The organism is Kitasatospora sp. NBC_01266 (assembly GCF_036242395.1).
Lineage (GTDB): Bacteria > Actinomycetota > Actinomycetes > Streptomycetales > Streptomycetaceae > Kitasatospora.
On record NZ_CP108458.1, the window covers coordinates 2,969,672 to 2,995,051 of the forward strand.

Sequence of the window (25,380 nt, forward strand, 5' to 3'; positions counted from 1 at the left end):
CGGTACGCCTGAGGGCCGCCGTCCGCTCACGCGGACGGCGGCCCTCAGGCGTACTGCGGTGTTCCGGGGCTGCTCGCGTTCCGGGACTGCATTCGTTCCGGGACTGCTCGCGTTCCGGGACTACTTCTTGGCTTCCTTCGGGGCGTCGGCGTCGGTGGACAGCGCGGCGATGAAGGCCTCCTGCGGGACCTCCACCCGGCCGACCATCTTCATCCGCTTCTTGCCCTCCTTCTGCTTCTCCAGCAGCTTGCGCTTACGCGAGATGTCGCCGCCGTAGCACTTGGCGAGGACGTCCTTGCGGATCGCGCGGACCGTCTCACGGGCGATCACCCGCGAGCCGATCGCGGCCTGGATCGGCACCTCGAACTGCTGGCGCGGGATCAGCTTCTGCAGCTTGCCGGCCATCATGACGCCGTAGTTGTAGGCCTTGTCCTTGTGCACGATGGCGGAGAAGGCGTCCACCGCGTCACCGTGCAGCAGGATGTCGACCTTGACCAGGCTGGCGCTCTGCTCGCCGATGGGCTCGTAGTCGAAGGAGCCGTAGCCGCGGGTCTTGGACTTCAGCTGGTCGAAGAAGTCGAAGACGATCTCAGCCAGCGGCAGGGTGTAGCGCAGCTCGACCCGGTCCTCGGAGAGGTAGTCCATGCCCTGCAGGTTGCCGCGGCGGGTCTGGCACAGCTCCATGATCGCGCCGACGAAGTCGTTCGGGGCGAGGATGGTGCCGCGCACGATCGGCTCGTACACCTCGGCGATCTTGCCGGTCGGGAACTCGCTCGGGTTGGTGACGGTGTGCTCGGTGCCGTCCTCCATGACCACCCGGTAGATCACGTTCGGCGCGGTGGAGATCAGGTCCAGGTTGAACTCGCGCTCCAGGCGCTCCCGGATGATCTCCAGGTGGAGCAGGCCGAGGAAGCCGCAGCGGTAGCCGAAGCCGAGCGCCACCGAGGTCTCCGGCTCGTAGACCAGCGCGGCGTCGTTGAGCCGCAGCTTGTCCAGCGCGTCGCGCAGCAGCGGGTAGTCCGAGCCGTCCAGCGGGTAGAGGCCGGAGAAGACCATCGGACGCGGGTCCTTGTAGCCGCCCAGCGCCTCGGTCGCACCCTTGTGCATCGAGGTGATGGTGTCACCGACCTTGGACTGCCGCACGTCCTTCACGCCGGTGATGATGTAGCCCACCTCGCCGACGCCCAGGCCTTCGGCCACCTTGGGCTCGGGCGAGATGACGCCGATCTCCAGCAGCTCGTGGGTGGCGCCGGTGGACATCATCGCGATCCGCTCGCGCTTGGTCAGCTGGCCGTCGACGACACGGACGTAGGTGACCACGCCGCGGTAGGAGTCGTAGACCGAGTCGAAGATCATCGCGCGTGCCGGGGCGTCCTTGACGCCGACCGGGGCCGGGATCTTCGCGACCACGTGGTCGAGCAGGTCCTCGACGCCGAGGCCGGTCTTGGCGCTGACCTTGAGCACGTCGTCCGGGTCGCAGCCGATGATGTGCGCGATCTCGGCCGCGTACTTCTCCGGCTGGGCGGCGGGCAGGTCGATCTTGTTGAGGACCGGGATGATCGTGAGGTCGTTCTCCAGGGCCAGGTAGAGGTTGGCCAGGGTCTGCGCCTCGATGCCCTGGGCGGCGTCCACCACCAGGACGGTGCCCTCACAGGCGGCCAGGGAACGGGACACCTCGTAGGTGAAGTCCACGTGGCCCGGCGTGTCGATCATGTTGAGGATGTGCGTGGTGCCCTCGTGCTCACCGGTCTTCGGGGCCCACGGCAGGCGGACCGCCTGCGACTTGATGGTGATGCCGCGCTCGCGCTCGATGTCCATCCGGTCGAGGTACTGGGCACGCATCTGCCGGGGGTCGACCACACCGGTGATCTGCAGCATCCGGTCGGCGAGGGTGGACTTGCCGTGGTCGATGTGGGCGATGATGCAGAAGTTGCGGATCAGCGCCGGGTCGGTACGGCTGGGCTCTGGCACGTTCGTAGGGGTCGCGGGCACCTTGGTCCGATTCTCCGTTGGTCCGGGGGGCCGGACGCTGTCGTCCGATCCAGGAGCCCTGGACTGTGTCTCAATTACCAGGGTTCCGTCCATCTTCCCACGAGCCCGGCGCCACCCGCCGGTTTGGGGGGCGTGGCAGGGCCCTGGTAGCGTGGGGCGCTGCACCTCGCTTTCGGCATGCCCTCTCAGCAGGACCGGAGCGGTGGTCGCAACACCCGCAGACCCGATCGATCAGATAAGACTGAGGCTCTTTCGTGGCGAACATCAAGTCCCAGATCAAGCGCAACAAGACCAACGAGAAGGCGCGCCTGCGCAACAAGGCCGTCAAGTCCTCGCTGAAGACCGCGCTGCGCAAGGCCCGCGAGGCCGCTGCCGCCGGTGAGACCGAGAAGGCCACCGTGCTGGCCCGCGAGGCCTCCAAGGCCCTCGACAAGGCCGTGAGCAAGGGCATCATCCACAAGAACCAGGCCGCCAACAAGAAGTCGGCGATCACCAAGCAGGTCGTCGCCACCCAGGCCTGAGCCCACTGGGCGGCGATGCCGCCGAGTAGCTCGTGAGCACCTCGTGCTCGACCTCGTACCACCCCTCGGGTGACCGTCCGGCCCTCTACCCGGAGCCCCGAGGAGCACAGAACTCGTACCGCACGCGGCCTGCGTTCGCCACGCGGGTGCGGTGCACAGCTCGACCGGCAGGCGCCGTGGCAGTCCCTTTCGGGGACGCTGCGGCGCCTGTCGGCGTTTGCGGCGACCGGCGGGGGTTTCAGGGGTCGCGGGCTTTCAGGGGTCGCGGGGCTTCAGGGGTCGCGGGAGTCGCGGGGGCGGGGTTTGCAGGGGGCGCGGGCGGGGCGATTGCCGGGGGCCGGGGGTGCGCCCGGGTATATCGTCTAGCGACGCTCCGATCCGGCCTCATCACTCTCCGCCGCCTCCTGGAGGACCGCCCATGTCGACACCGCCGCAGGCCCAGCCCGGTTTCGGCTACGGGTATCCGGTGCTGCCGACCCAGCTACCAGGACAGCCGGGGCAGCTGGGGCAGCCAGGGCCCCCGGGGCAGCAGCCCGTGCCGGGCCCGCCGCCGGTGCCGCGCGGGCGGCGGCTGCTGATGCAGCGGGCCCGTTGGGGGTTCGCGGGCGCGCTGGTGGCCTCGGTGTTCTGGACGGCGGCGGTGTGGACCGTGCCGGGGATGGTCAGACCGCCCTCGGCCGCGCTGTCGACCGCGGCCTACCGGTTGACCGACAACCTCTGCACGACGGTGCCGCTGAGCCGGCTCGGACAGCTCTACCCGGTCTCGGCCGGGACGCCGAACCACGTCACCACGCGGACCAAGGCACTCGACGACATGAACTGCACCGAGTACCTCAAGCAGTCCGCCACCGACTCCGGATACGTCTCCGTGTACCTGGACCTGGAGCTGCACCACGCGGTCAACCCGACGGCCGAGTTCCAGTCGCAGCGAAGCGCCCTGTCACAGCGGCAGTTCCAGATCAGCGACGTCCCGCAGCTGGGCGACCAGGCCTTCACCGGGTACCAGGACCTGCAGAACGGCCCCGACCGCAACCAGCACTTGCTGACCGAGCTGATCTACGTCCGGGACGGTGGCGCGGTCTTCTACCTGGCCTGGTCGGGCTCCTACGAGGCGGGCAAGGACACCCCGCCCGACCCGGACGGGCTCCGGCAGGCGGTGGTGATCGACGCCCGGGACGCGCTGCGGGCGCTCGGCGGGCGGGGCTGACCGGGACGGGGCTGACCGGGGCCGAGCTGAGCGGGTGCGGTTGAGCGGGACGGGGCTGAGCAGGGCCGAGCTGAGCGGAACAGCCGGCAGGCCGTCAGTACGAGCGGGCGCCGGCGCGAGCCGCCCGGGCGACCGCGACCACGGCGCGTTCCAGGGCATAGGCGGGATCATCCGAGCCACCCTTGACGGCGGCGTCGGCCTGGGCGATCGCGGTCAGCGCGGCCGCGACACCGTCGCCGGTCCAGCCGCGCATCTGCTGGCGGACCCGATCCACCTTCCACGGCGGCATGCCCAGCTCACGGGCCAGGTCGGCCGGACGCATCGAGCGGTCCGCCGTGGCGAGTCGGCCGATGCTGCGCACGCCGGAGGCCAGCGCATAGGTGATACCGGTGGCCGGCTGGCCCACCGCCAGCGCCCAGCGCAGCCGCTCCAACGCGTCGGCGGCCCGCCCGGTGACCGCGAGGTCGGCGACCTCGAAGCCGGTGGCCTCGGCCCGACCGCTGTAGTAGCGGGCCACCACGCGCTCGTCGATGGTGCCCTCGACATCGGAGGTGAGCTGGCTGCAGGCGGCGGCCAACTCCCGCAGGTCACCACCGAGCGAGTCCAGCAGTGCCTGGCAGGCCTCCGGGCTGGCCGAGCGGCCGAGCGTGCGGAACTCGCCACGGACGAAAGCGATCCGCTCACTGGCCTTGGTCAGCTTGGCGCAGGCCACCTCGCGAGCACCGGCCTTGCGCGCCGCGTCGAGCAGACCCTTGCCCTTGGCTCCCCCGGCGTGCGCCAGGATGATGATCACCTCATCAGCCGGTGCGTCGAGGTAGGCCTTGACCTCCTTGACCGACTCGGCCCCGAGGTCCTGCGCCGCCCGGACCACGATCACCTTGCGCTCGGCGAAGAGCGAGGGCGTGGTCAACTCGGCCAGGCTGCCGGGCTGCAGGGCGCCGGGGGCGAGGTCACGCACGTCCGTATCGGGATCCGCCGCCTTAGCTGCGGCCACCACCTGGGCAACCGCACGGTCGAGTAGCAGCTCCTCCTGGCCGACCACAAGGGTCAGCGGGGCGAGCAGGTCGTCGGGTGCACTCTTCCTGGCCATCGCGTACCAGCATCCCATGGGCGACCGACAGGACCGAAGCTCCCGCAGCGCGGGCACCGGCGTGCAGAGGCCGGAGCGCAGAGACCGGAGACAATGGTCTGCGTGAGTTCTCCTGACATCCGTGATGACATCCCCGACACGCGCGACATCGCCACCGATGCCCCCGGGGCCGCCGGTCGGCAGCTGCTCGTCCTTGCCGACCGCGACGAGGCCGAGGCGGTGGCCGAGGCGCTGCTCGAACAGTGGCCCCTGCTCGGCCCGTTGGAGCTGGTCCGGGACGCCCTGGCCGGTGAGGACGACGCCGAGGACGCCCAGTGGCTGGTGGTCCTGGAGGAGCCCGCGAGCGGCTGGGACGCGGTGCTGCTGGCAGGGGTGGACGCCGTGGCGGCAGAGCATGAGGGGTGGCGCGAGGAGGGGTAGCGGCTTCGGTGGTACTGGTGCCGTCGCTGCTGCTGTTTCCGGTGACGGCACCAGCGTCGTCGCCGTCGCTGTCCTGGTGCGGGTGGGTGAGTGCGTGCAGGGCGGCGGGGGTGTCGCCGAGGACGGCGATGTCGCCCGACCGGTCGGTGCGCAGCACGGTGGCGCCCTGGGCGCGCAGTCGGTCGACGGTACGGGCGGCCGGGTGACCGTAGGGGTTGTCGGCGCCGACCGAGATCAGCACGAGCCGGGGATGCAGGGCCCGGGCCAACTCCCAGTCCTGGTTGGCCGAGCCGTGGTGAGCCACCTTGAGGACGTCGACCGGGCCCGGCCGCACCCGGCTGAGGAGTTCGGCCTGGGCGGCCGGTTCGAGGTCACCGAGCAGCGCCAGTCGCAGGCCACCGGCCCTGACCAGCAGCGCGATGCTCGCGTTGTTCGCCCCCGGCGTCGCCGGACCCAACTCCCCGACCGGCCACAGCACGTCCCAGGACAGCTCGGGCCCGGCCACCCGGTGCTCCCCCGGCACCGCCCGCAGCAGCGGCACCCCCGCCTGTGCCGCCCACCGGGTCACCTTGGCGACCTCCCCCGGCGGCGTCGCCACGGTGGTCGTCTCGATCGCGCCGACCGAACGGTCGCGCAACACACCCGGCAGGCCCTCACTGTGATCGGCATGGAAGTGGGTCAGCAGCACCATCGGCACCCGGGTGATCCCCAGATCGCGCAGGCAGGCATCGGCTGCCGCCGGATCGGGACCGGTGTCGACGACCACGGCGGTGTCCGTGGCATCGTCCCCCGGTCCGCTGGTGACGGGGAGCACGAGCAGATCCCCCTGGCCGACCGAACACATGATGAGCCGGGCTCCGGTGGGCGGCCAGCCGGTGGCGATCCGGACCAGCGGTGCCGGACGGAGCAGGAGCAGCAGGAAGCCGACCGCGAGCACGGCGGCCACCAGAGCACGGACCCGCCGCCGCACCGGGGTTCGGAGACCGGAGGTGGACAGCACGCCGATCTGCCGCCCCGCCGGCTCGGGTTCGGAGCCGGACCCGAGGGCGGGCGGGAACTCGGCCAAGAGCGCGGGCTCGGAGTCGGAGTCGGAGTCGGGGTCAGGCTCGGGGTCGGGCTTCGCGGGCAGCAGCAGCCGAACCGCGTAGCAGGCCGCGAGGACGGCCAGCGCCAGGCTGACCGTGCCGGGCCAGCCCGGGGTCCAGTCGAGTTCGGCACCGGGGAGGGCCGCGCCCGATCTGGCCACCAGCGCGAGCCACTCGGTCGGCAGCGCGGCCAACTCCGCCAGGAACCGGGCGAGCCCGGCGGAGAACGGGGCGAGTGCCAGGCAGAGGAAGCCGATCAGGGTGGCCGGAGTGATGGCGAGTTCGGCGAGTACGTTGCACGGGATGCCCACCAGGCTGACGCGTGGCGCCAACAGCACCGTGACCGGCGCGCAGAACGCCTGGGCGGCAGCGGTGACGGCCACACCGCTCGCCAGATGGTGCGGCCAGCCGCGCTCGTGCAGCGCATGCGTCCAGCGCCGACCGGCGGTGAGCACCCCGAGCGTGGCGAGAGCCGACAGCAGGAACCCGTAGGAGCGGGCCAGGAACGGGTCCACGAGCAGCAGCACCAGCACCCCGCCGGCCAGCGCCGGGACCGCTCGGCGAGGCCGCCCCATGGCGAGCGCGAGCAGGCCGACCAGGCCGGTGGCGGCCGCCCGCAGCACGCTCGGGTCGGGCCGGCAGAGCGTCACGAAAGCCACCGTCAGCACCGCGCCCAGCAGGGCCGAGACGCGCAGCGGAACGCCCAGCAGCGCGGCCAGCCCACCGCGCTCGGCGGTGCCGACCCGGGCGGGCGCGCCGAGCAGGACGGCGAGCACGATGGAGAGGTTGGCGCCGCTGACGGCCGTGAGGTGCACCAGGTCGGTGACCCGGAACGCCTCGTCGAGATCGTCCGGCATCGCGGAGGTGTCGCCCACCACGAGCCCCGGGAGCAGCGCACGGGCGTCGGGGGACAACCCCGCGCAGGCTGCGCGCAGGCCCGCGCGCAGCCGACCGGCCAGCCGCTGGGCCCAGTCGGGTGGGGCCAGTTGGCGCGGTGACCCCTGGGCGAGCAGGGCGGCTGCCGTGTCCCGGCCGGTCCCGGTGGCGGGCATCACCCGGGCCTGGGCGGCGATCCTCTCGGACGGCAGCAGGCCCTGCCAGGCGACGGTGTCGCGCTCCTGGACGATGAGTGTGACCGGCGTGCGGGTTCGCGTGGTGACACCGGTCGACGTGGTGACCTGGTCAGCGGTCGCGTCGACGGTGAGGAGCGGGTGGCCCGGGTTGGACCCGCGGGCGTGGGAGGTGCGGGTGCGCGGGTCACCGGTGACGGTGAGTTCGACCGAAACGCGGGTGGCAGCGGGCGTTGGGGTGGGAACGGGGGGTCTGGCGGGGACGGGCCCCGGGCTGTCCGGGGCGGCGGCGCGCGCCAGCGCGGGCAGGGGGCCGCGCTGCAGGTCGGCAGTGTGCAGCACGGTGCAGGTGGTGGCTGCCGCGCCGGTGAGCAGCAGGGCGGCGGCCATCCCGAGTGGTGAGCGCGGTTGGCGACGGCCGTGCTGGTCGTTGTTCTGGTCGCGGTCGTGCTGATCTCGCTCGCTCCGGTGGTGACGACTGTTGTGATGGTGACGACAGTTGTGATGGTGGCGGTGGTTGCGGTGGACGAGGTGGACGATCAGCAGGACGACCACGGCGGCGCCGGCGGCGAGGCCGGCGGCACCCAGCAGCGTCGGCACCTGGTCGGCCTCGGCGCCGAGCAGCAGGGCGGTGACACACCAGGCAACGATGGCGGGCAGTAGCAAGCGAAGATCGGTGTCCTGCCTTGCGGCGGACGGAGGTTGCGACATCAGTGCCCCCGGAGGCGGGTGGGCGGGCGCGGGCTCACAGGGTCACCAGGGGTTTGAGTTCGGCGAGCTTGCGGTCTCCGATGCCACTGATCTGGCGGAGTTGGTCGAGCGAGCGGAACAGGCCGTGCGAACTTCGGAAGTCGAGGATGTGCTTGGCCAGCACCGGCCCCACTCCGGGCAGCGCGTCGAGTTGGTCCAGCGTTGCGTGGTTCAGGCTGATCGGGGCCTTCGGACCGGGTGACGGGCGACCGCTCTGAACCGGCGGGGACGGAGCACCGACCAGGACCTGCTCGCCGTCCACCAGGACTCGGGCCAGGTTGAGGGTGTCGGTATCGATCCCGGGCAGCGCGCCGCCGGCCGCGCGGAGCGCATCGGCGACCCGCGACCCGCCCGGGAGCGTGCGGATGCCCGGCTGGCTGACCCGGCCCGCGACATCGATGACGACGGGCGGCGACACCGGGGTGCCGCTCTCCGGGCCCGGCCCGCCCGGAGAGGCCGGGCCCGGGGCCCCGTCGGAAACGGGCGGTGTCGCGGTCGCGAGGCCGGGGCCAGGAGCGGCCGAGAGTTCGGCTTGAGCGGCCGACCTGCTGACCGATGCCGTGGAAGCGACAGGGACGGCAACGGGTTGCGGGCGACCGAGCCAGAAGTGCTGCACCGCGTAGCCGACAGCGAGCAGGAGCAGCATGGCAAGGCCGAGCACGGCCTTGCGGTCGGCGAGAAGTAGGGAGTGCAGGGCCGTGGGGATCCGAAAGCGGCGAGCGGAACGCCTGCGGGTCAGGGCTGGTGGGACCACGGGTTCGGGGTCACGGGGAGCGGCAGGCGGCAGAGCGGCGGCGGGCGGGACGGGGGCAGCAGCGGCGGGAGTTGCGGGCACGGCCGGGGCGGGGCCGCTGGATGGCTCGGCACCCGGACTCGCTGATGCCGTCCGACGCCCGTACCCCTGCGGCCAGCCATCCGGGAGAACGGCGGGCTCGCCCTGCACCGCACGGGAGCCAGGCGCCACAGCAGCAGCGGCCGTCGCCGACCGCCCCTGAGCGAGTGAAGCCCGAAGGAGGGCCGCCGCGGCAGGATCGGCGCCCACCCGCGGCGCGGCGGCCCGCGCGGCTGTCGGGGGGCGGCTGGGTGGTGGAGCACTGAGGACGACCAGCCGGCTGCGGGCGAGAGCGGCGGCGTCAAAGCGACGGGTGGCGGCAGGAGTACGTAGGCGCTTCATGGGCCCGACCGTACGGAGCACCCCGAGCACCCGTCAGCGACGGTTCAAAACCTGTGGACAACCCCACCCTTGTGGATAACCAGCCCCTGGCCGCCCCCAACCTCAGCCCCAGCCAGCCACACTGACCCCCCGTCAGTCCAGCACCGGCGCCACCACCACCGCGAGCAGCCCGGGCCCCACATGGGCGCCGATCACCGCGCCCACCTCCCCCACCAGCACCTCGCGGACCCCCGGAACCCGCTCGCGCAGCCGCTCGGCCAGCGGCTCGGCGCGCTCCTCCGCGGCCAGGTGGTGGACCGTGATGTCCACCGCCCCGGCCCCGGCCTGCTCGACCGCGATCTCCTCCAGCCGCGCGATCGCCCGGGACGCCGTGCGGACCTTCTCCAGCGGCTCGATCCGGCCGTCGCTGAGGTGGAGCAGCGGCTTCACGGCCAGGGCCGAACCGAGCAGCGCGCGAGCGGTGCCGATCCGGCCGCCGCGGCGCAGATGCTCGAGGGTGTCGACGTAGAAGAACGCCCGGCTCGCCGAAGCCCGGCGTTCAGCGACTGCGGCCACGGCCGCCGGCTCGAGGCCGGCGTCGCGGGCCTCGGCCGCGGCCAGCACCGCGTAACCCAGAGCCATCCCGACCAGGTGGCTGTCGACCACCAGGACCGGGACCGGCGCGTCGGCGGCGGCCAGCCGCGCGGCGTCGGCGGTGCCGGACAGCTCGGCGGAGAGGTGGATCGACACGACAGCGCTCGCACCGCCCTCGGCGGCCGCTCGGTAGGCCGCGGCGAAGGTCTCCGGATTGGGTCGGGAGGTGGTCAGGCGCTGCTTGGCCCGCAAGGCCTCGGCGACGTCCTTGGGGGTGATCTCGACGCCCTCGGCCCGCACCTCGTCGCCCACCACCACACTCAGCGGGACCACCGAGATCTTGTGCCGGTCGATGGCCTGCTGGGGCAGATAGGCCGTGGAATCGGTGACAAGCGCGAGGTCGGCGGGCATGTGCCGGAGGTTACTCCCCGAAACGGGCAGACGACAGCCGGGCCCGCACTGATCCGGCCGACTCGTCCACGACCCCGGCCGACCCGTCCCGGAGGACCCCGGTCAGCCGGTCCAGAAGTCCGGTCAGCTCGCCGAGGAACCGGGGTTGGCCTTGCGCAGCCGCTGCCCGAGCCGGGTGAGCGGCTCGCTCAGGTTCAGCGCCTCCTCCGCGCTCAGCCGCCCCACCCGCGCCGCGATCCCCGGACGCGGCGAAGCGGCGGAGCCGGCAGCCGAAGCGGCGGCAGCACCGCCACCGGCGGACGAGGCACCCGCAGCACCAGTCCCGGCACCCGAGGCCGAGCCACTGTCGGCCCCCGCCGCAGCCCCGAGGTCCACCCGGTCCCAGTGCCGCAGCGCCCCGGCCTCGCTCTCGCACTCCGCGCTCAGCCGGCTCAGCTCGTCCGCCGCGAACCGGTGCGCCCGGTCCTGAGCCGCCCAGCGCATCGACTCGGCGGAGTGGGTGATCCGGTCCGCGCGCTCACGCAGTTCGGGCAGCTTGCCGGCGATCCGGGCCTGCTCCGGTTCGCGCTCCAGCATTCGCAGTTCGGCGTCCAGCTCGGCGGCGTGCGCGTCGAGGCGGTCCAGCAGCCGCAGCGACTCGGCGAGTTGGGCGTCCACGCCGACCCCGCCCGCCAGCACCTCGCGGGTGCCGGCCAGCGAGGTGCGCAGCGTGAGGCGGACGGCGGCGAGCTCGCCCAGTGGGCCGGGCTTGGTGTAGCGCTTGGCCTTCAGCGTGACGTTCTCCACCGCGCGACGGGCCTGCACCTCGGTCTGCTCGACCTTCGCCACCACGGCCTTGGTGGCCTTGACCGCGCCCACCACGACGAGTACGACCACGGCGGCCGCGAAGAGCCCGAGCAGGATGAGCACTGCGCCGATCGCGTCCATCAGTTGCCGCCTTCCAGCAGAGCCGGGCTCGTCCGGGCTCCGTTTCGGATACCGGAGTACCACGGTAGTCGTCGCGGAGCCGCTGGAGAGCAGAAGCCGGGGGTGGATCAGGGTCCGGTCAGGGATCTCCCTGAGCCTCCAGGCCTCGGACGGCTCTCCCGAGCCGCCGGCCCCGGCCCGCCCCGGCAACCCGCACAGCCCCAGCGCCCCAGCAGCCCAGCACCTGACACCACCCACGGACCGTCCCCGGCCACCAGCGGTGCCAGACTCACCTCATGCTGGAAACCTCCGCCCGCCTGCTGCGCCTGCTCTCGCTGCTCCAGGTCCGCCGCGACTGGTCCGGCGCGGACCTGGCGGCCCGCCTCGAGGTCGACGTCCGTACGGTCCGCCGGGACATCGACAAGCTGCGCGGCCTCGGCTACCCGGTCGAGTCGACGCGGGGTACGGCCGGCGGCTACCGGCTCGGGGCGGGTGCCGAGATGCCGCCGCTGCTGCTGGACGACGATGAGGCGGTCGCCGTCGCGGTGGGCCTGCGGACCGCGGCGAACGGGAGCGTCGCCGGGATCGAGGAGACCTCGCTCCGCGCGCTGGCCAAGCTGCTGCAGGTGCTGCCGACCCGGCTGCGCGGCCGAGTGGAGTCGATCGCCGGCGCGACCGCCGAACTGCGCGGCCGTGGCCCGGTGGTGGACGCCGACACACTGACCGTGATCGCCGGCGCCTGCGCGGCGCACCAGCGGCTGCGCTTCGACTACACCGCGCGCGGCGGTGCCGACACCCACCGGGACGCCGAGCCGTACCGTCTGCTACACACCGGCGACCGCTGGTACCTGGCCGCCTGGGACGTCGGCCGGGCGGACTGGCGCAGCTTCCGGGTCGACCGGATGCGGCTACGGCCGCCGCACGGACCAAAGTTCGCCCCGCGCACCCCGCCGGAGCAGGACTTCAGGGACTTCATCTCCTGGAAGGTCGCGATCGGTCAGTACCGCTACCAGGCCCGGTTCACCGTGCACGCGCCGGCCGAGCGGGTGGCCGAGTGGATCGGCCCGACCGCCGGGGTGATCGAGCCGCTGACCGCCGACAGCTGCACGCTGCGGGCCGGGTCCAACTCGCTGAACGGCCTGGCGGTGCGCATCGGGCTGCTGGACCTCCCGTTCACCGTCCACGAGCCGCCCGAACTGGTCGACCACATCGCCCAGTTGGCCGATCGACTGCACCGGGCGCGCCCAACTCCCGAAGCCTGAAGGGCAGCCGAGCCGGGCCCCCGACGAACAGCGGCCGGCCGCCCCGCGAACGGAGCGGCCGGCCAGTCGATCTGACGTAGCGTCAGCCGGTGACGATGTTCACCAGCTTCGGCGCCCGGGCGATCACCTTGCGCACCGGGGCGCCCGCGATCGCGGCGACGACGGCCGGGTCGGCCAGCGCCAGCGCCTCCAGCTCGGCATCCGTGATGGTCGGCGCGACCTCCAGGCGGGCCTTGACCTTGCCCTTGATCTGGACCACGCAGGTCACCGCCTCGTCCACCAGGAAGGCCGGATCGGCGACCGGGAAGTCGGCGAAGGCCAGCGAGTCGGTGTGGCCCAGCTTGCGCCACAGCTCCTCGGCGATGTGCGGGGCCAGCGGGGCGACCATCAGCACCAGCGCCTCGGCCACCTCGCGCGGCGTGGAGCCGCGCTTGACCAGGTAGTTGTTCAGCTCGATCGCCTTGGCCACGGCCGTGTTGAAGCGCAGCCCGGCCAGGTCGCCGCGGATCCCGTCGATCGCCTTGTGCAGCGCGCGCAGCGTCGGCTCGTCGGCCGGCTCGTCGGCGACCACCAGCTCACCGGTCTCCTCGGAGACCACGTTGCGCCACAGCCGCTGCAGGAAGCGGTAGGAACCGACCACCGCACGCGGGTCCCACGGACGGGAGACGTCCAGCGGGCCCATCGACATCTCGTACAGGCGCAGCGTGTCGGCGCCGTACTCCTCGCAGATGGTGTCGGGCGCGACGGCGTTCTTCAGCGACTTGCCCATCTTGCCCGCCTCGCGGGTGACCGGCTCGCCCTGCCAGACGTAGCCGCCGTCCACCTCCTCGACCTCGACGGCCGGGACCGGGAAGCCGCGCTCGTCACGGTAGACGTCAGCGGTGATCATGCCCTGGTTGAACAGCTTGTGGAACGGCTCGACCGAGGAGACGTGGCCCAGGTCGTGCAGCACCTTGTGCCAGAAGCGGGCGTACAGCAGGTGCAGCACCGCGTGCTCGGCACCGCCCACGTACAGGTCCACGCCACCGGCCGGCTTCTGCTCGGTCGGGCCCATCCAGTAGGCCTCGTTGGCCGGGTCGACCACCTTCGAGGAGTTCACCGGGTCGACGTAGCGCAGCTCGTACCAGCAGGAACCGGCCCAGTTGGGCATGGTGTTGGTCTCGCGGCGGTAGGTCTTCACCCCGTCGCCCAGGTCCAGCTCGACGCTGACCCAGTCCTCGTTGCGCGACAGCGGGGTCTTCGGGGTGCTGGCGGCGTCGTTCGGGTCGTAGGTGTGCGGCGAGTAGTCGTCCACCTCGGGGACCTCGACCGGCAGCATCGACTCGGGCAGCGCGTGCATCACGCCGTCCTCGTCGTAGACGATCGGGAACGGCTCGCCCCAGTACCGCTGACGGCTGAACAGCCAGTCGCGCAGCCGGAAGTTGACGGTGCCCTCGCCGATCCCGCGCTCGGCCAGCCAGGCGGTGACGGCGGCCTTGGCCTCCACCACCCGCAGGCCGTCCAGCGACACGTCGGGGCTGGCGGAGTTGACGATCACCGAGTCGTAGGTGTCGAAGGCGTCGTCCCACTCGGCCGGGTCGGTGCCGCGCCCGTCGGTGGGCTCGACCACGCAGGTCATCGGCAGCGAGAAGGCGCGGGCGAAGGCGAAGTCGCGGTGGTCGTGGGCCGGGACGGCCATGATCGCGCCGGTGCCGTAACCCATCAGCACGTAGTCGGCGATGAAGACCGGGATCGGCTTTCCGGTGACCGGGTTGGTCGCGTAGGCACCGGTGAAGACGCCGGTCTTGACCTTGGCGTCGACCTGCCGCTCCACGTCCGACTTGGCGGCGGCAGTGGCCCGGTAGGCGGCGACGGCCTCGGCGGGGGTGTGCGCCTCGCCCTTCCAGTCGGCGTGCGTCTCGGCCGGCCAGGCGGCCGGGACGATGGCGTCCACCAGCTCGTGCTCGGGCGCCAGCACCATGTAGGTGGCACCGAACAGGGTGTCGGGCCGGGTGGTGAAGACGGTGATCGCCTGCTGCGCGGCGCCGCCGTTGTGGGTCGGCACGGTGAAGTCGACCCGGGCGCCCTCGGAGCGGCCGATCCAGTTGCGCTGCTGCAGCTTGATCGCTTCGGGCCAGTCCAGCTGGTCCAGGTCGGCGATCAGGCGGTCGCCGTACGCGGTGATCCGCATCATCCACTGGCGCAGCTTGGACTTGAAGACCGGGAAGTTGCCGCGCTCCGAGCGGCCGTCCGCGGTGACCTCCTCATTGGCCAGCACGGTGCCCAGCCCGGGGCACCAGTTGACCGGCACCTCCTTGCTGTACGCCAGGCGGTACTCGCCCAGCACCTCCTCGCGCTCCGCGCCGGACAGCTCGGACCAGGCGCGGCCGTCCGGGGTCGGGCGGGAGCCGTCGGCGAAGGCCGCGACCAGCTCGGCGATCGGGCGGGCCGCGTTCGCGGCCGGGTCGTACCAGGAGTTGAAGATCTGCAGGAAGATCCACTGGGTCCAGCGGTAGTACTCCGGGTCGATGGTGGAGATCGACCGGCGGGAGTCGTGGCCCAGGCCCAGGCGGCGCAGCTGGGCGCGCATGTTGGCGATCGCGGCCTCGGTGGAGACCCGGGGGTGCACGCCGGTGGCCACCGCGTGCTGCTCGGCGGGCAGGCCGAAGGCGTCGTAGCCCAGGGTGTGCAGCACGTTGTGGCCGGTCATCCGCTGGAACCGGGCGTAGACGTCGGTGGCGATGTACCCCAGCGGGTGGCCGACGTGCAGGCCCGCGCCGGAGGGGTACGGGAACATGTCCATGATGAAGGCGTGCGGCTTGGCGGCGACCTCACCGGCCGCGGCGCTCTGCGAGGCCAGCGGGCCGGCCGGGTTGGGGGCGTCGAACGTCCCGTCCTTCTCCCAGGTGTCCTGCCAACGGGCCTCGATGTCGGCGGCCAGGCTCGCGGTGTACCGGAACGGCTCGGTGGCCGCCGCGGTGGCGGCGGGGGTCGTCTCGCTCATGATCCTTCAGGCTCCATCGTGTCAGATCGCGAATCGTCAGCGGGGTTGCCGGGCGCGGCGTGCAAGGCCCGGAGAAACAAAAAAGCCCCTCGACAGGAGGGGACGCCACGCTGACTCCGGCATGGCCCGCTGGGGTCGGCCGGTCCTGGTCAGCGCGGCCGGCTAAGGAGCAGGCGCACGGTTCGCATGGCAGCAGGGTACCGCAGCCGTGCTCGGGGCGTGGCGAGCGGCCCGAGCACCGGCCGGGCACGCACCCAGGCACAGGCGGGCACGAACCCAGGCGCGGACCCAGGCTCGGGGCACCGGCCAGGTCAGTCGGCGACCCGGGACGCCACGTCGAATTCCCGCAGCAGCCGGGCGACCACGTGCGACTGCATGCCGGCGGCGAGGCGGCGGGCCCGGTCGGCGGCCTCGACCGCGCGGGCCGCGTCGCCGGTGCGGCGCCAGGAGTCGGCCAGCCGGATCAGCAGCAGGGCGCGGGCCCGGGCACCAGGCGCGCCGCCCACCGCCTCGGTCAACATCGGCCGGGCCGCCTCGTGCTCGTCCAGGAACAGGTACGCGCCGCCGACCAGGCCGAGCAGTTCGGCCCGCCGCCGACCGCCCTGCCGCCCGAGCAGCGCGAGGGCCCGCTCGGCGGCGGCCTCGGCGCCCGCCCGCTGCCCGGCGCGAGCCCGGGTCAGCGCCAGCCTGCCCAGCTGGCGGGCCTGCTGATGCGGCGTCAGCTCCCCGGCGACCGCGGCCAGCGCCCGCTCGAGCAGCGCGGCCGGGTCCAACCCGCGCCCGGCGCCCTGGTAGCTGACCTGCACCGCGAGGCCGCCGACCACGCTCATCGCCAGCCTCGGCTCGCCGGCCGCGTGGGCGGCCCGCAGCGCCGCCACGTAGCAGCGCTGCGCGGCCGCCTCCTGCCCGAGGTCGGCGGCGGCCCAGCCGACCAGCCGGGCCAGGCGCCCGGCCACCCCGTAGAGCGCACGGCCGAGCGCCTGGTCCTGGGCGTAGCCCCCCAGCTCCAGGAGCTTGCCCGCCATCGACAACTCGGCCCTGGCCGGGTCGAGCACCAGGCCGCCGCCGCAGGCCTGGGCCAGCCGGCGCTTGCCGTGGTAACCGAGGCGGAGGTCGGTCAGCTGTCCGGGCGTCACCCGCAGCGCGCCCTCGCCACCGGTGAGCGGCGGCGGCAGCGCGGCCCAGTGCTCGACCGCCGCGGCCAGTTCCTCGCCGCGGAACAGGTCGGTCAACCGCACCGGGGCGTCCTGCGCGCCCGCCTCGCGCAGCGCCGTCTGCGCGGTGTCGGTGGTCCACGGGTCGGTCAGCAGCCGGGCGGAGAGCACCTTGGCGCCACGGCTGCTGCCCATCCGCCCCCAGAGCTGGCCGTAGGTGACCGCGATCCCCACGGCACGGCTGAGCACCTCGCAGACCACCTGGTCGTGCGGCGCCCTCGGCACCATGCCGCGGTCGCGCCACTTGTACGGGGCGGTCTGGCTGATCGACAGCCCGGCGGGCAGCACCTGGTTGACCTCGCGCGCCAACCGCTCGGGGCTCCAGGAGAGCTGATGCAGTATCCGGGCGAGCTCTTCGTTGCGCCTGCGGGCGAGATCGGCCATGGGCCGACGGTAGCTGGCTCGGGCCCACGCCCGAGGGCCATCGGGGATACCTCACGCTCCGTATCCGACAGGGCCGAACGGTCCAGTGCTTTCACCAGCTCAGGGCCCACGGAGGCGACAGGCGTAACCGGATCCGGTCACCCGGCGTAGGACACCCGGAATCCTCCACCCTCGAGAAACGGTGATCCTCTTGCCGCAGACCGCCCTGCTCCCCCGCCCCGGCCTCGCCACCACCGCCCCGCCCCGGTCAGCTCGGCGGATCGGCCGGCGGATCGGCCGCCGCCGGGGCCTGGTGGCCGCCGCCGTGGTCCTCAACCAGCTGGCCTACGGGTCGGTCTACTCCTGGAGCATCCTGTCGGCCGGGCTCCAGGCCCGGAGCAACGGCTTCGCCCTCGGCCGCGACGAGGCCGGGCTGCCGTTCGCCACCGCGCACGCGCTGGTCTTCCTCGGCACCGTGCTCGGCGGGACGCTGATGAGCCGACGGCCGCCGCGCGGGATCGCGCTGCTGGCCGGGGTGCTCTACGCGGGCGGCCTCCTGCTGGCCGGCTGCGCCCACGGACGGGCGGACTTCTGGCTGGTGCTGCTGGGCTACGGCGTGGTGAGCGGGGTGGGTCTCGGGCTCGGCTACATCGTGCCGACCACGCTGCTGCAGCGCTGGTTCCCCCGGCACCGGGCGCTGGCCGCCGCGATCGCCACCGGCGGCTTCGGGCTCGGCTCGGTGCTCAGCGCGCCGCTCACCCGGCTGCTGGTCGCGCACTTCGCGGCGAACCCGGTGCGCGCGCTGCTGGTGCTCGGCGGGCTCTTCCTGGTGACCACGCTCACCGGCGCCGCCTTCTTCCGGAACCCGCCGCACACCCAGTCGGTGCCCGCCCAGCGCGGCCAGGGCGGCCCGGACGGCGCCAGGGGCTACCGCCCGGCCCAGGCGCTGCGCACCCGGCAGTGGTACCTGCTGACCCTGATCCTCTTCTTCAACACGGCGGCCGGGATCAGCATGCTCTCGGTCATCGCCCCGGCGGCCGGCAGCCTGACCGGCCTGAGCCCCACCGCGGCCGCCGCGCTGACCGGCGCGCTGGGCGTCTTCAACACCGTGGGCCGGCCGCTCTGGGGCTGGCTCTCGGGCCGCACCGGGCTGCTGAACGCGTTCGTACTGATGCTCACCTCGCAGGGCCTGTGCCTGGTCGCGCTCTCCCAGGTGGCCTCCCCCGAGCTGTTCTTCCCGCTCGCGGCGCTGGTCTGCCTCTCCTTCGGCGGCGGCTTCGCCACCATGCCGGCCGTCGCCTCCGACTTCTTCGGGCTGGCGCACGCGGGCGGGGTGTACGGGCTGATGCTGATCGGCTGGAGCCTGGCGGGGATCGCCGGACCACTGCTGGTCTCCGAGCTGGCGGCGCGCTCCTCGTACGGGACGGCGTTCCTGGTGCTCGGCGCGGTGACGGTGGCGGCGGCACTGCTGCCGCGGTTGACCCGGCGGCCGGCTGCGGCCTGACCACAGCATCGACCGCGGTGGCCGAAAACGCCGCAGGGCGTCCGGGATATCCCGGACGCCCTGCGGTTTCTGTGGAGCTACGGGGAATTGAACCCCGGACCTCTTGCATGCCATGCAAGCGCTCTACCAACTGAGCTACAGCCCCATGTGCATTTTTTTGCCGCCCCCGGTCTCCCGCGGCGACATGTCTTACTTTACACGGTCGACGGGACGGTTAACGAATCCATTCCCCGCCCCCACCCCGGCGGGGCGAGGACGGGGCGGTCACGGACCCGAGCCCGGGCTACCCGAGCGCCGCCGCGCGACGCGTACGGAAGGCCAGGACCGCCGCCAGCGCCGCGGCGACCAGCATCGCGCACGTCGTCGCGGCCAGCGCGTGGCCCGAGGTCGCGGCCGGGGCCGGGTAGTTCACCGAGCTGAGGAAGATGGTGCCGAGCAGCGCCACCCCGACCACGGAACCCAGCTGGATCATGGTGACCATCACCCCGCTGGCGTCCGCCGCGTCCGCGACCTCGACCCGGTGCAACGCCCGGGCGAAGAGCGGGCTGTACGAGGCGCCGGAGGACACGCCGATCACCAGCAGCAGCAGTTCGGCGCCGATCCCGAGATGGCCGCCCGAGCGCAGCAGCTGACCGAGCGCCAGATCGCTCCCCGCGAGCCCCAGCAGCGCCAGCACCGGCAGCGGCAGGTGCAGCCGCGCGGGCAGCCGCTGCCAGTTCAGGCCGGCCAGCCCGAAGCCGACCGCCAGCGGGACGAAGGCCAGGCCGGCGTCGAGCGGACTGAGGCCCAGCCCGGCCTGCAGGTGCAGGGCGAAGGCGAACAGGAAGCCGGCGAAGTTGAACATGATCAGGAAGATCGCCACCGCGGCCGGCAGCAGGCCCGGCGCCCGCAGCACCCGGCCGTGGATCAGCGGCTGGCCGCCGCGCGCCGCGATCCGGCGCTCGACCACCACGAAGAGGGCGAAGGCCAGCGCCGAGCCGGCCAGCATCAGCCAGCCCCAGAACGGCCAGTTCAGCTCGTGGCCGAGCACCAGCGGCACCACCAGCAGCCCGATCGCCAGCGCCAGCACCAGCAGGCCCACCAGGTCGAAGCGGCGCCCCCGGTCCACCGGCAGCTCGGGCAGCAGCCGCTGTCCGGCGACCAGCAGCACCAGCCCGATCGGCACGTTGACCAGGAAGACCGGACGCCAGCCCGAACCGAACAGGTCGGCGCTCACCAGCAACCCGCCCAGCACCTGCCCGACCACGTTGGCGCCGGCCAGCACCGCCGTGTAGATGCCCAGCGCCCGGGCCCGGGCCGGGCCGCTGAAGGTCTTCTGGATCAGGCTCATCACCTGAGGCACCATCAGCGCGGCTCCGGCGCCCTGGAGCAGTCGGAAGGCGATCAGGCTGCCGGTGTCCTGGGCCAGACCGCAGAGCAGCGAGGCGGTGGTGAAGCCGACCAGACCGCTCTGGAAGAGCAGCCGGTGCCCGAACCGGGCACCCAGCCGGGCCCCGGTGATCAGCAGCACCGCGTAGGCGATGGTGTAGCCGGCGATCACCAGTTGCAGGGCGGCGCCGGAGGCGTGCAGGTCGGTGCGCATGGTCGGCACCGCGACGTTGACGATCGCCACGTCGAGCACCGCCATGAACTGACCGGTGAGGATGAGCCCGAGCAGCAGGCCGGAGCGGCGGCGGCCGGCGGGTCCGGCGTCAGCGGCAACGGCGTCGGATGGGAGGGCGGCGGGTGTGGCGGTGCGAGCGGTCCGAGATGACCCGGCGATCTGAAGGTCCGTCATGGGAGCATCCTGCGGGAGTCCCGATACTGGTGGTTAGAGCCTGCTGATCCTGGTACCGGCACTACCTCCCTAACCGCGCGGGACCGAGCCAGAATAGGGGAATGACCGTGCTGGACACCCCTCCCGAGGCCCCCACCGACGCTGCCCGGCCGGGCCGGGCGCGGGCTCGGCGGACCGAGCTCGCGGCCTTCCTGAAGGCCTGCCGGGCCCGGGTCACCCCCGAGGACGTCGGCCTGCCGCCGGGCCTGCGCCGCCGCACCCCGGGCCTGCGCCGCGAGGAGGTGGCGCAGCTCGCCGGGGTCGGGGTCACCTGGTACACCTGGCTCGAACAGGGCCGGCCGATCAACGCCAGCGAGCAGGTGATGTCGGCCGTCGCCCGGGCACTGCTGCTCGACGCGGTGGCGCGCGCACACCTGTTCCGGCTGGCCGGCCTGTCCGCCGGCGAGCTGGGCGCCTCGGTCTGTCCGGCCGTCGACCCCACGATGCAGGCGATCCTGGACGGCCTGAGCCCGATGCCGGCCGCGATCTGCAACCGCCGCTACGACGTGCTCGCCTTCAACCCCGCGTACGAGGCGCTCTTCCCCGGCGCCACCCGCCCGGTGGCACCGCACGGCCGGCGCAACGCGATCTGGTGCGCCCTCACCGTGCCGGACTGCTGCAACCCGTTCCTCAACCGCGAGGAGGAGCTGCCCCGGATGATCGGGGTGATGCGGGCCGCCTACGCCTCGCACGTCGGCGAACCGCTCTGGGAGGACTGGGTCCGCGAGCTGTCCGCCGCCAGCGGCTGGTTCCGCGAGCTGTGGGCGACCCAGCAGGTGGCGCCGCCCACCACCTCGCTCAAGGTGTTCCGGCACGCCGCCGTGGGCGAGATCCGGGTGCAGGCCGCCTACCTGACCATGCCCGGCTCCCCCGAGCTGTACATGGTGGTCTACACGCCGGAGACCGAGCTGGACCGGGAGCGGCTGACCTGGGTGACCGCGCATCCGGACGCGCCGGTGACCGACGCCCACAGCCACTGAGCGGTCCGGCAGTCCCCGAGCCGGCTGTCCGGAGAAACACCGAAGGCCGGTACCTGGAGGTACCGGCCTTCGAAGCGTCTGTGGAGCTACGGGGAATTGAACCCCGGACCTCTTGCATGCCATGCAAGCGCTCTACCAACTGAGCTACAGCCCCGCGACACGCACGGCCCGAACGGACCGCTGGTGCGGAGTGGAGCTACGGGGAATTGAACCCCGGACCTCTTGCATGCCATGCAAGCGCTCTACCAACTGAGCTACAGCCCCGCACTCCCAGGATCCCGCGCCGCCCAGCCGGGCCGCGTTCTCTCCTGCGAACGAGGAAGACTCTAGCTGGTCAGACCCGGAATGACGAAATCCCGCCGGCCCCGACCCACCGCACCCACCGCACCCGGCGCGCTCGGCGCCGTCCGGCACGCTCAGGTGTCGTCGCCGATCACCGGCTCCGGCAGCGTCCCCGCGTTGTGCTCCAGCAGCCGCCAGCCGCGCGCGCCCTGGCCGAGCACCGACCAGCAGCAGTTGGACAGCCCGCCGAAGCACTCCCAGAGCGTCGGGTCCAGGCCGAGCAGCCGACCGAGCATGGTGCGGATGGTGCCGCCATGGCTGACCACCACCAGCGTGCCGTCCTCCGGCAGCTTCTCGAACGCGTCCAGCACCACCGGCACCGAGCGGTCCGCGACCTCGCTGGACAGCTCGCCGCCACCGCGCCGGATCGGCTCGCCACGGCCGAAGGCCGCGTAATCGTCCGGGTACCGCTCGCGGATCTCGGTGTGGGTCAGGCCCTGCCAGCTGCCCGCGTACGTCTCCCGCAGACCCTCGTGCAGCTGCACCTCCAGCTGGACCAGCTTGGCCAGCTCGGCGGCGGTGTCCGCGGCACGCTGCAGGTCGGAGGAGACCAGCAGGTCGGGCCGCAGGCCCGCGAGCAGCCGCGCCGCGCGCTGAGCCTGGCCGCGGCCGTGCTCGGTGAGCGGGATGTCGGTGCTGCCCTGGAACCGCGACTCCAGGTTCCAGGAGGTCTGGCCGTGCCGCCAGAAGACGATCCGCGGTCCCCCCGCGCGGCCGGTCAGCTGAAGTCCTGGATGAAGCCGACGGCGTTGCCGGCCTGGTCGGTCGCGGCGTCCTCGGGACGGTTGCGGGTGGCCAGCGCGTCGGCCGGCAGCGGCAGCTCCGGGCAGTCCTTCCAGAGCCGGTCCAGCGAGTAGAAGGAGCGCTCCTCGGAGTGCTGCACGTGCACCACGATGTCCAGGTAGTCGAGCAGGATCCAGCGGCCCTCGCGCTCACCCTCACGACGCACCGGCTTGGCGTCGAGCTTCTCGCGCAGCTGGTCCTCGATCTCCTCGGCGATCGCCTTGACCTGGCGGTCGTTGGCGGCGGAGGCGATCAGGAAGGCGTCAGTGATCGCCAGCACCTCGCTGACGTCGAAGGCGATCACGTTGTGCGCGAGCTTGTCGGCCGCTGCCTGGGCGGCGGCGTTGATCAGTTCCTGCGAGCGTTCGGTTGCGGTCACGATGTTCTTCCGGCTCGATGACATGAATTTCCGTCTCCAGGATCTCACGCCAGCACACCTGGCCCGGCCGGAGTTCTCCGACCGGGCTCGCGGGCGCACCGCCGACTACTGCTTGGGCGGCTGGTAGTCCTTGCCCAGCACCACCACGATGTCCGCGGTCTGCGCGGTGCCGACCTTCTTCACCGCGCCGGCCGGCAGGCCCAGCGTGGTGGCCAGCGACTGCGCCGCCGCCTGGCGGCTGTCATCGGTGTAGTCGATCTCGGTGGTCGCCTGCGGACTGGGCGCGGTGCCACCGCCCGGGACGAAGTTCAGACCGGCGTTGACCACCTGCACCTGGGCGGCCTGGGCGTTGGCGCCGCCGCTGCCGGAGGCGTCCACGATGCTCACCCGGGCCGGGGCGCTGGTGGCGGCGGCCAGGTGCACGGTGCCGCCGAGCACCTCCTTGACCACCGGTGCCGCCTGGGCCTGGTTGAGCGTGCCGTCCGGCTGGACCGGCAGCTCGGTGCTGCTGAAGTGCCCGGCCGCCGCCTGCTGGGAGAGCTCGACCAGCAGACCGGCCAGCGCCTTCTCCGGCAGCGACGGGTCGAGCACCGCGCCCATCTTGTCGACGTCGTCGGTGGCGGCCGAGAGCGTGGTGGGCATGGCGGAGATCACCGCCGAGAGCACCTGGCCGAAGCGGTTCAGCTGGGCGTCGCGGCTCTCGCCCGGCGCCTGGTAGGTCGCGTAGGCCACCGCGGCGTCGCCGGTCAGGGTCCGCCCCTGGCCCTGCTGGACCAGCGGCTGGCCGTCCGGGCCGTTGATCGCCGCGTTGGTGTTCATCGTGATGCCGCCCAGCTGGGCGACCAGCAGCCGCAGGTACGGGGTGTCCAGCCGCCAGGTGCCGGCCACCGGCGCGCCGAGCAGGCTGCTCAGCGCGTCCCGGGTGGAGGCCGGACCGACCGAGTCCATCGCGCTGCCCAGCGGGGTGGTGGGGGTGTCACCGCCGGTCGGCAACTGCAGGGTGTCCGGCAGCAGCAGCATCGAACCCTTGTGCCCGGCCGCGTCGTTGACCAGCAGCACGCTGCTCACCTTGCCCTGCAGGTCGCGCAGGTGGACCACGACCACGCTGCGCTGGCCGACCGCGGCGGCGGCCGACTGGGAGCTGCCCAGCACGCCGGTGTGGAAGAGGTAGGCCACCGTGCCACCGCCCACCAGGGCCAGCGCGACCACGCCGCCGACCAGCCGGTTGCGCAGCTTGCGACGGCGCTCGTCACGGCGCTCGGTACGCGACTCGGCGAACTTCAGCCAGTCGATGACGTCCTCGGTCTCCTCCGCCGGTTCGTCGACGAAGGTGAACTCGCCCGTCTGGTAGGGGTCCTGGTCGCCCTCCCGGGCCGGCTTGGCAGCCGCCCGACGACCGCCGACCTGCTCGGATGGCTCGGCCGGAGCGGGCACCGGGGGTGCCGCGGGCGCGGGGCGCTGCCGCGGCGGGGCCGGCCGAGCGGGCGCGGCCGCCGGTGCGGCGGGCGCGGGCGGGACGGGCGCGGGAGCGGGCGGAGCGGGCTGCCCGTAGACCGGCTGCTCGTAGACCGGCTGCTGCTGGTAGGCCTGCTGCTGGTACGGCTCGTACGGCTGCTGCTGGTAGCCGGACTGCTGGTTGGCCGACTGCTCGTAGACCGGCTGCTCGTACCCGGGCTGCTGGTACGGGTCGTACGGCTGCTGCTGGTAGGCCTGCTCCTGGTACGGCTGCTGGGCATAGCCCTGCTGCTGCTCGTACTCGTACACCGGCTGCTGGTAGGTCTGCTGCTGGTACGGCTCGTACGGGTACGGCTGCTGGGGGTACTGCCCGGTGGACCAGTCGCCGTCCTCAGGGCCTTGGTGGTCTGCCGTCACGCCATCCCTCAAGGTCTTCCTCCGGCTCAGCCGGCGTCCAGGTAGAGCGCCCGCTTGTCGATGTACCGCACCACGCCGTCCGGCACCAGGTACCAGACCGGCTCGCCCTTCGCCACCCGCAGCCGGCAGTCCGTGGAGGAGATCGCCAGCGCCGGCACCTCGACCAGGGAGACCCCGCCGGCCGGCAGTCCGGCGTCGGACAGGACGTGCCCGGGGCGGGTGCAGCCGATGAAGTGGGCGAGCGAGAAGAGCTCCTCCGCGTCCCGCCAGGAGAGGATCTGGGCCAGTGCGTCCGCGCCGGTGATGAAGAAGAGGTCGGCGTCCGGGTGCTGGGCCCGCAGCTCGCGCAGGGTGTCCACGGTGTAGGTGGCGCCGCTGCGGTCGATGTCGATCCGGCTGACCGAGAACTGCGGGTTCTCGGCGGTGGCGATCACCGTCATCAGGTACCGGTCCTCGGCGGACGAGACGGAGGTACCGTTCTTCTGCCAGGGCTGACCGGTCGGGACGAAGATCACCTCGTCCAGGTGGAAGGCGCTGGCCACCTCACTGGCGGCGACCAGGTGCCCGTGGTGGATCGGGTCGAAGGTGCCACCCATCACGCCGAGCCGCTGGCGCCGCGCGGGGCCCGTGGTCGGCCTGCTCTCTCCCATGCCGCAACACCTTACGCGACCGGCTTGAGCACC

General features: G+C 72.8%; 19 protein-coding genes and 3 tRNA genes. 6 read left to right on the forward strand and 16 right to left on the reverse strand.

Annotated elements, in window-relative coordinates:
• Positions 1 to 120 precede the first annotated feature (120 nt).
• Positions 121 to 1,992 carry a translation elongation factor 4 gene (gene lepA / locus OG403_RS12610; RefSeq protein ID WP_329564121.1) on the reverse strand — a complete coding sequence of 624 codons (1,872 nt, stop codon included), beginning with the start codon at positions 1,990 to 1,992 and terminating at the stop codon, positions 121 to 123.
• Between the two features lie 254 nt (positions 1,993 to 2,246).
• Between lepA and rpsT the strand changes: the two genes are divergently transcribed.
• The gene (rpsT, locus tag OG403_RS12615; protein WP_329564123.1) at positions 2,247 to 2,513 is read left to right on the forward strand and encodes a 30S ribosomal protein S20; all 267 of its coding nucleotides are present in this window, start codon (positions 2,247 to 2,249) and stop codon (positions 2,511 to 2,513) included.
• A gap of 418 nt (positions 2,514 to 2,931) precedes the next feature.
• Positions 2,932 to 3,720, forward strand: coding sequence for a hypothetical protein (locus tag OG403_RS12620; RefSeq protein ID WP_329564125.1), 789 nt, complete (start codon positions 2,932 to 2,934; stop codon positions 3,718 to 3,720).
• 94 nt (positions 3,721 to 3,814) lie between these two features.
• On the opposite strand, the gene holA is transcribed toward OG403_RS12620, so the two are convergent.
• Entirely contained in the window at positions 3,815 to 4,810 is a 996-nt protein-coding gene (gene holA / locus OG403_RS12625; protein WP_329564126.1) for a DNA polymerase III subunit delta, read from the reverse strand.
• Positions 4,701 to 7,775 (reverse strand): ComEC/Rec2 family competence protein, encoded by a 3,075-nt coding sequence (locus OG403_RS12630; RefSeq protein WP_329564128.1) that lies wholly within the window; start codon positions 7,773 to 7,775, stop codon positions 4,701 to 4,703. The genes holA and OG403_RS12630 overlap by 110 nt, the downstream gene beginning before the upstream one ends.
• An 18-nt stretch (positions 7,776 to 7,793) precedes the next feature.
• Between OG403_RS12630 and OG403_RS12635 the strand changes: the two genes are divergently transcribed.
• A complete protein-coding gene (locus OG403_RS12635; RefSeq protein ID WP_329564129.1) occupies positions 7,794 to 8,048 on the forward strand; it encodes a hypothetical protein in 255 nt (84 codons plus the stop codon).
• A gap of 82 nt (positions 8,049 to 8,130) precedes the next feature.
• On the opposite strand, the gene OG403_RS12640 is transcribed toward OG403_RS12635, so the two are convergent.
• The 3 genes from OG403_RS12640 to OG403_RS12650 form a co-directional block, all read right to left on the reverse strand.
• A complete protein-coding gene (locus OG403_RS12640) occupies positions 8,131 to 8,553 on the reverse strand; it encodes a helix-hairpin-helix domain-containing protein (protein ID WP_329564130.1) in 423 nt (140 codons plus the stop codon).
• Positions 8,554 to 9,441: 888 nt separating this feature from the next.
• A complete protein-coding gene (locus OG403_RS12645; RefSeq protein WP_329564132.1) occupies positions 9,442 to 10,293 on the reverse strand; it encodes a DegV family protein in 852 nt (283 codons plus the stop codon).
• Between the two features lie 123 nt (positions 10,294 to 10,416).
• Entirely contained in the window at positions 10,417 to 11,220 is an 804-nt protein-coding gene (locus tag OG403_RS12650; protein ID WP_329564134.1) for a hypothetical protein, read from the reverse strand.
• Between the two features lie 275 nt (positions 11,221 to 11,495).
• On the opposite strand from OG403_RS12650, the gene OG403_RS12655 reads away from it, so the two are divergent.
• Entirely contained in the window at positions 11,496 to 12,461 is a 966-nt protein-coding gene (locus tag OG403_RS12655) for a helix-turn-helix transcriptional regulator (RefSeq protein WP_329564136.1), read from the forward strand.
• Between the two features lie 82 nt (positions 12,462 to 12,543).
• On the opposite strand, the gene leuS is transcribed toward OG403_RS12655, so the two are convergent.
• Together leuS and OG403_RS12665 are read right to left on the reverse strand one after the other, a co-directional pair.
• Entirely contained in the window at positions 12,544 to 15,444 is a 2,901-nt protein-coding gene (gene leuS, locus OG403_RS12660) for a leucine--tRNA ligase (protein WP_329564138.1), read from the reverse strand.
• Positions 15,445 to 15,755: 311 nt separating this feature from the next.
• Positions 15,756 to 17,042: a hypothetical protein gene (locus OG403_RS12665; protein ID WP_329564139.1), complete on the reverse strand. Its 1,287-nt coding sequence runs from the start codon at positions 17,040 to 17,042 to the stop codon at positions 15,756 to 15,758.
• A gap of 190 nt (positions 17,043 to 17,232) precedes the next feature.
• Here OG403_RS12665 and OG403_RS12670 point away from each other — a divergent pair, with 190 nt between their 5' ends.
• Positions 17,233 to 18,525 carry an MFS transporter gene (locus tag OG403_RS12670; RefSeq protein WP_329564141.1) on the forward strand — a complete coding sequence of 431 codons (1,293 nt, stop codon included), beginning with the start codon at positions 17,233 to 17,235 and terminating at the stop codon, positions 18,523 to 18,525.
• Positions 18,526 to 18,597: 72 nt separating this feature from the next.
• On the opposite strand, the gene OG403_RS12675 is transcribed toward OG403_RS12670, so the two are convergent.
• Positions 18,598 to 18,670, reverse strand: a tRNA-Ala gene (locus OG403_RS12675).
• Between the two features lie 138 nt (positions 18,671 to 18,808).
• Entirely contained in the window at positions 18,809 to 20,302 is a 1,494-nt protein-coding gene (locus tag OG403_RS12680) for an MFS transporter (protein WP_329564142.1), read from the reverse strand.
• 101 nt (positions 20,303 to 20,403) lie between these two features.
• On the opposite strand from OG403_RS12680, the gene OG403_RS12685 reads away from it, so the two are divergent.
• Complete coding sequence (locus tag OG403_RS12685) at positions 20,404 to 21,321, forward strand: helix-turn-helix transcriptional regulator (protein WP_329564143.1); 918 nt, start codon at positions 20,404 to 20,406, stop codon at positions 21,319 to 21,321.
• Positions 21,322 to 21,402: 81 nt separating this feature from the next.
• Here the strand turns inward: OG403_RS12685 and OG403_RS12690 are convergent.
• The 6 genes from OG403_RS12690 to nadD all read right to left on the reverse strand — a co-directional run bounded on the left by OG403_RS12690 (position 21,403) and on the right by nadD (position 25,347).
• Positions 21,403 to 21,475, reverse strand: a tRNA-Ala gene (locus OG403_RS12690).
• 37 nt (positions 21,476 to 21,512) lie between these two features.
• Positions 21,513 to 21,585, reverse strand: a tRNA-Ala gene (locus tag OG403_RS12695).
• Between the two features lie 152 nt (positions 21,586 to 21,737).
• Entirely contained in the window at positions 21,738 to 22,385 is a 648-nt protein-coding gene (locus OG403_RS12700) for a histidine phosphatase family protein (protein ID WP_329572273.1), read from the reverse strand.
• Positions 22,382 to 22,825, reverse strand: coding sequence for a ribosome silencing factor (rsfS, locus tag OG403_RS12705; RefSeq protein WP_329564146.1), 444 nt, complete (start codon positions 22,823 to 22,825; stop codon positions 22,382 to 22,384). The genes OG403_RS12700 and rsfS overlap by 4 nt, the downstream gene beginning before the upstream one ends.
• Positions 22,826 to 22,930: 105 nt before the next feature.
• Entirely contained in the window at positions 22,931 to 24,697 is a 1,767-nt protein-coding gene (locus OG403_RS12710) for an LCP family protein (protein ID WP_329564148.1), read from the reverse strand.
• A 26-nt stretch (positions 24,698 to 24,723) separates the two neighbouring features.
• Complete coding sequence (gene nadD / locus OG403_RS12715; protein ID WP_329564150.1) at positions 24,724 to 25,347, reverse strand: nicotinate-nucleotide adenylyltransferase; 624 nt, start codon at positions 25,345 to 25,347, stop codon at positions 24,724 to 24,726.
• Between the last annotated feature and the right edge of the window lie 33 nt (positions 25,348 to 25,380).

What these genes read in the sequence shown, in the direction of transcription:
- OG403_RS12655 (WP_329564136.1), top strand. Translation starts at nt 11,496, where the DNA reads ATGCTGGAAACCTCCGCCCGCCTGCTGCGCCTGCTCTCGCTGCTCCAG.
- OG403_RS12620 (WP_329564125.1), top strand. Translation starts at nt 2,932, where the DNA reads ATGTCGACACCGCCGCAGGCCCAGCCCGGTTTCGGCTACGGGTATCCG.
- holA (WP_329564126.1), bottom strand. Translation starts at nt 4,810, where the DNA reads ATGGCCAGGAAGAGTGCACCCGACGACCTGCTCGCCCCGCTGACCCTT.
- OG403_RS12680 (WP_329564142.1), bottom strand. Translation starts at nt 20,302, where the DNA reads ATGACGGACCTTCAGATCGCCGGGTCATCTCGGACCGCTCGCACCGCC.
- nadD (WP_329564150.1), bottom strand. Translation starts at nt 25,347, where the DNA reads ATGGGAGAGAGCAGGCCGACCACGGGCCCCGCGCGGCGCCAGCGGCTC.
- OG403_RS12630 (WP_329564128.1), bottom strand. Translation starts at nt 7,775, where the DNA reads ATGGCCGCCGCCCTGCTGCTCACCGGCGCGGCAGCCACCACCTGCACC.
- OG403_RS12685 (WP_329564143.1), top strand. Translation starts at nt 20,404, where the DNA reads ATGACCGTGCTGGACACCCCTCCCGAGGCCCCCACCGACGCTGCCCGG.
- OG403_RS12645 (WP_329564132.1), bottom strand. Translation starts at nt 10,293, where the DNA reads ATGCCCGCCGACCTCGCGCTTGTCACCGATTCCACGGCCTATCTGCCC.
- OG403_RS12650 (WP_329564134.1), bottom strand. Translation starts at nt 11,220, where the DNA reads ATGGACGCGATCGGCGCAGTGCTCATCCTGCTCGGGCTCTTCGCGGCC.
- OG403_RS12665 (WP_329564139.1), bottom strand. Translation starts at nt 17,042, where the DNA reads ATGGCCGATCTCGCCCGCAGGCGCAACGAAGAGCTCGCCCGGATACTG.
- leuS (WP_329564138.1), bottom strand. Translation starts at nt 15,444, where the DNA reads ATGAGCGAGACGACCCCCGCCGCCACCGCGGCGGCCACCGAGCCGTTC.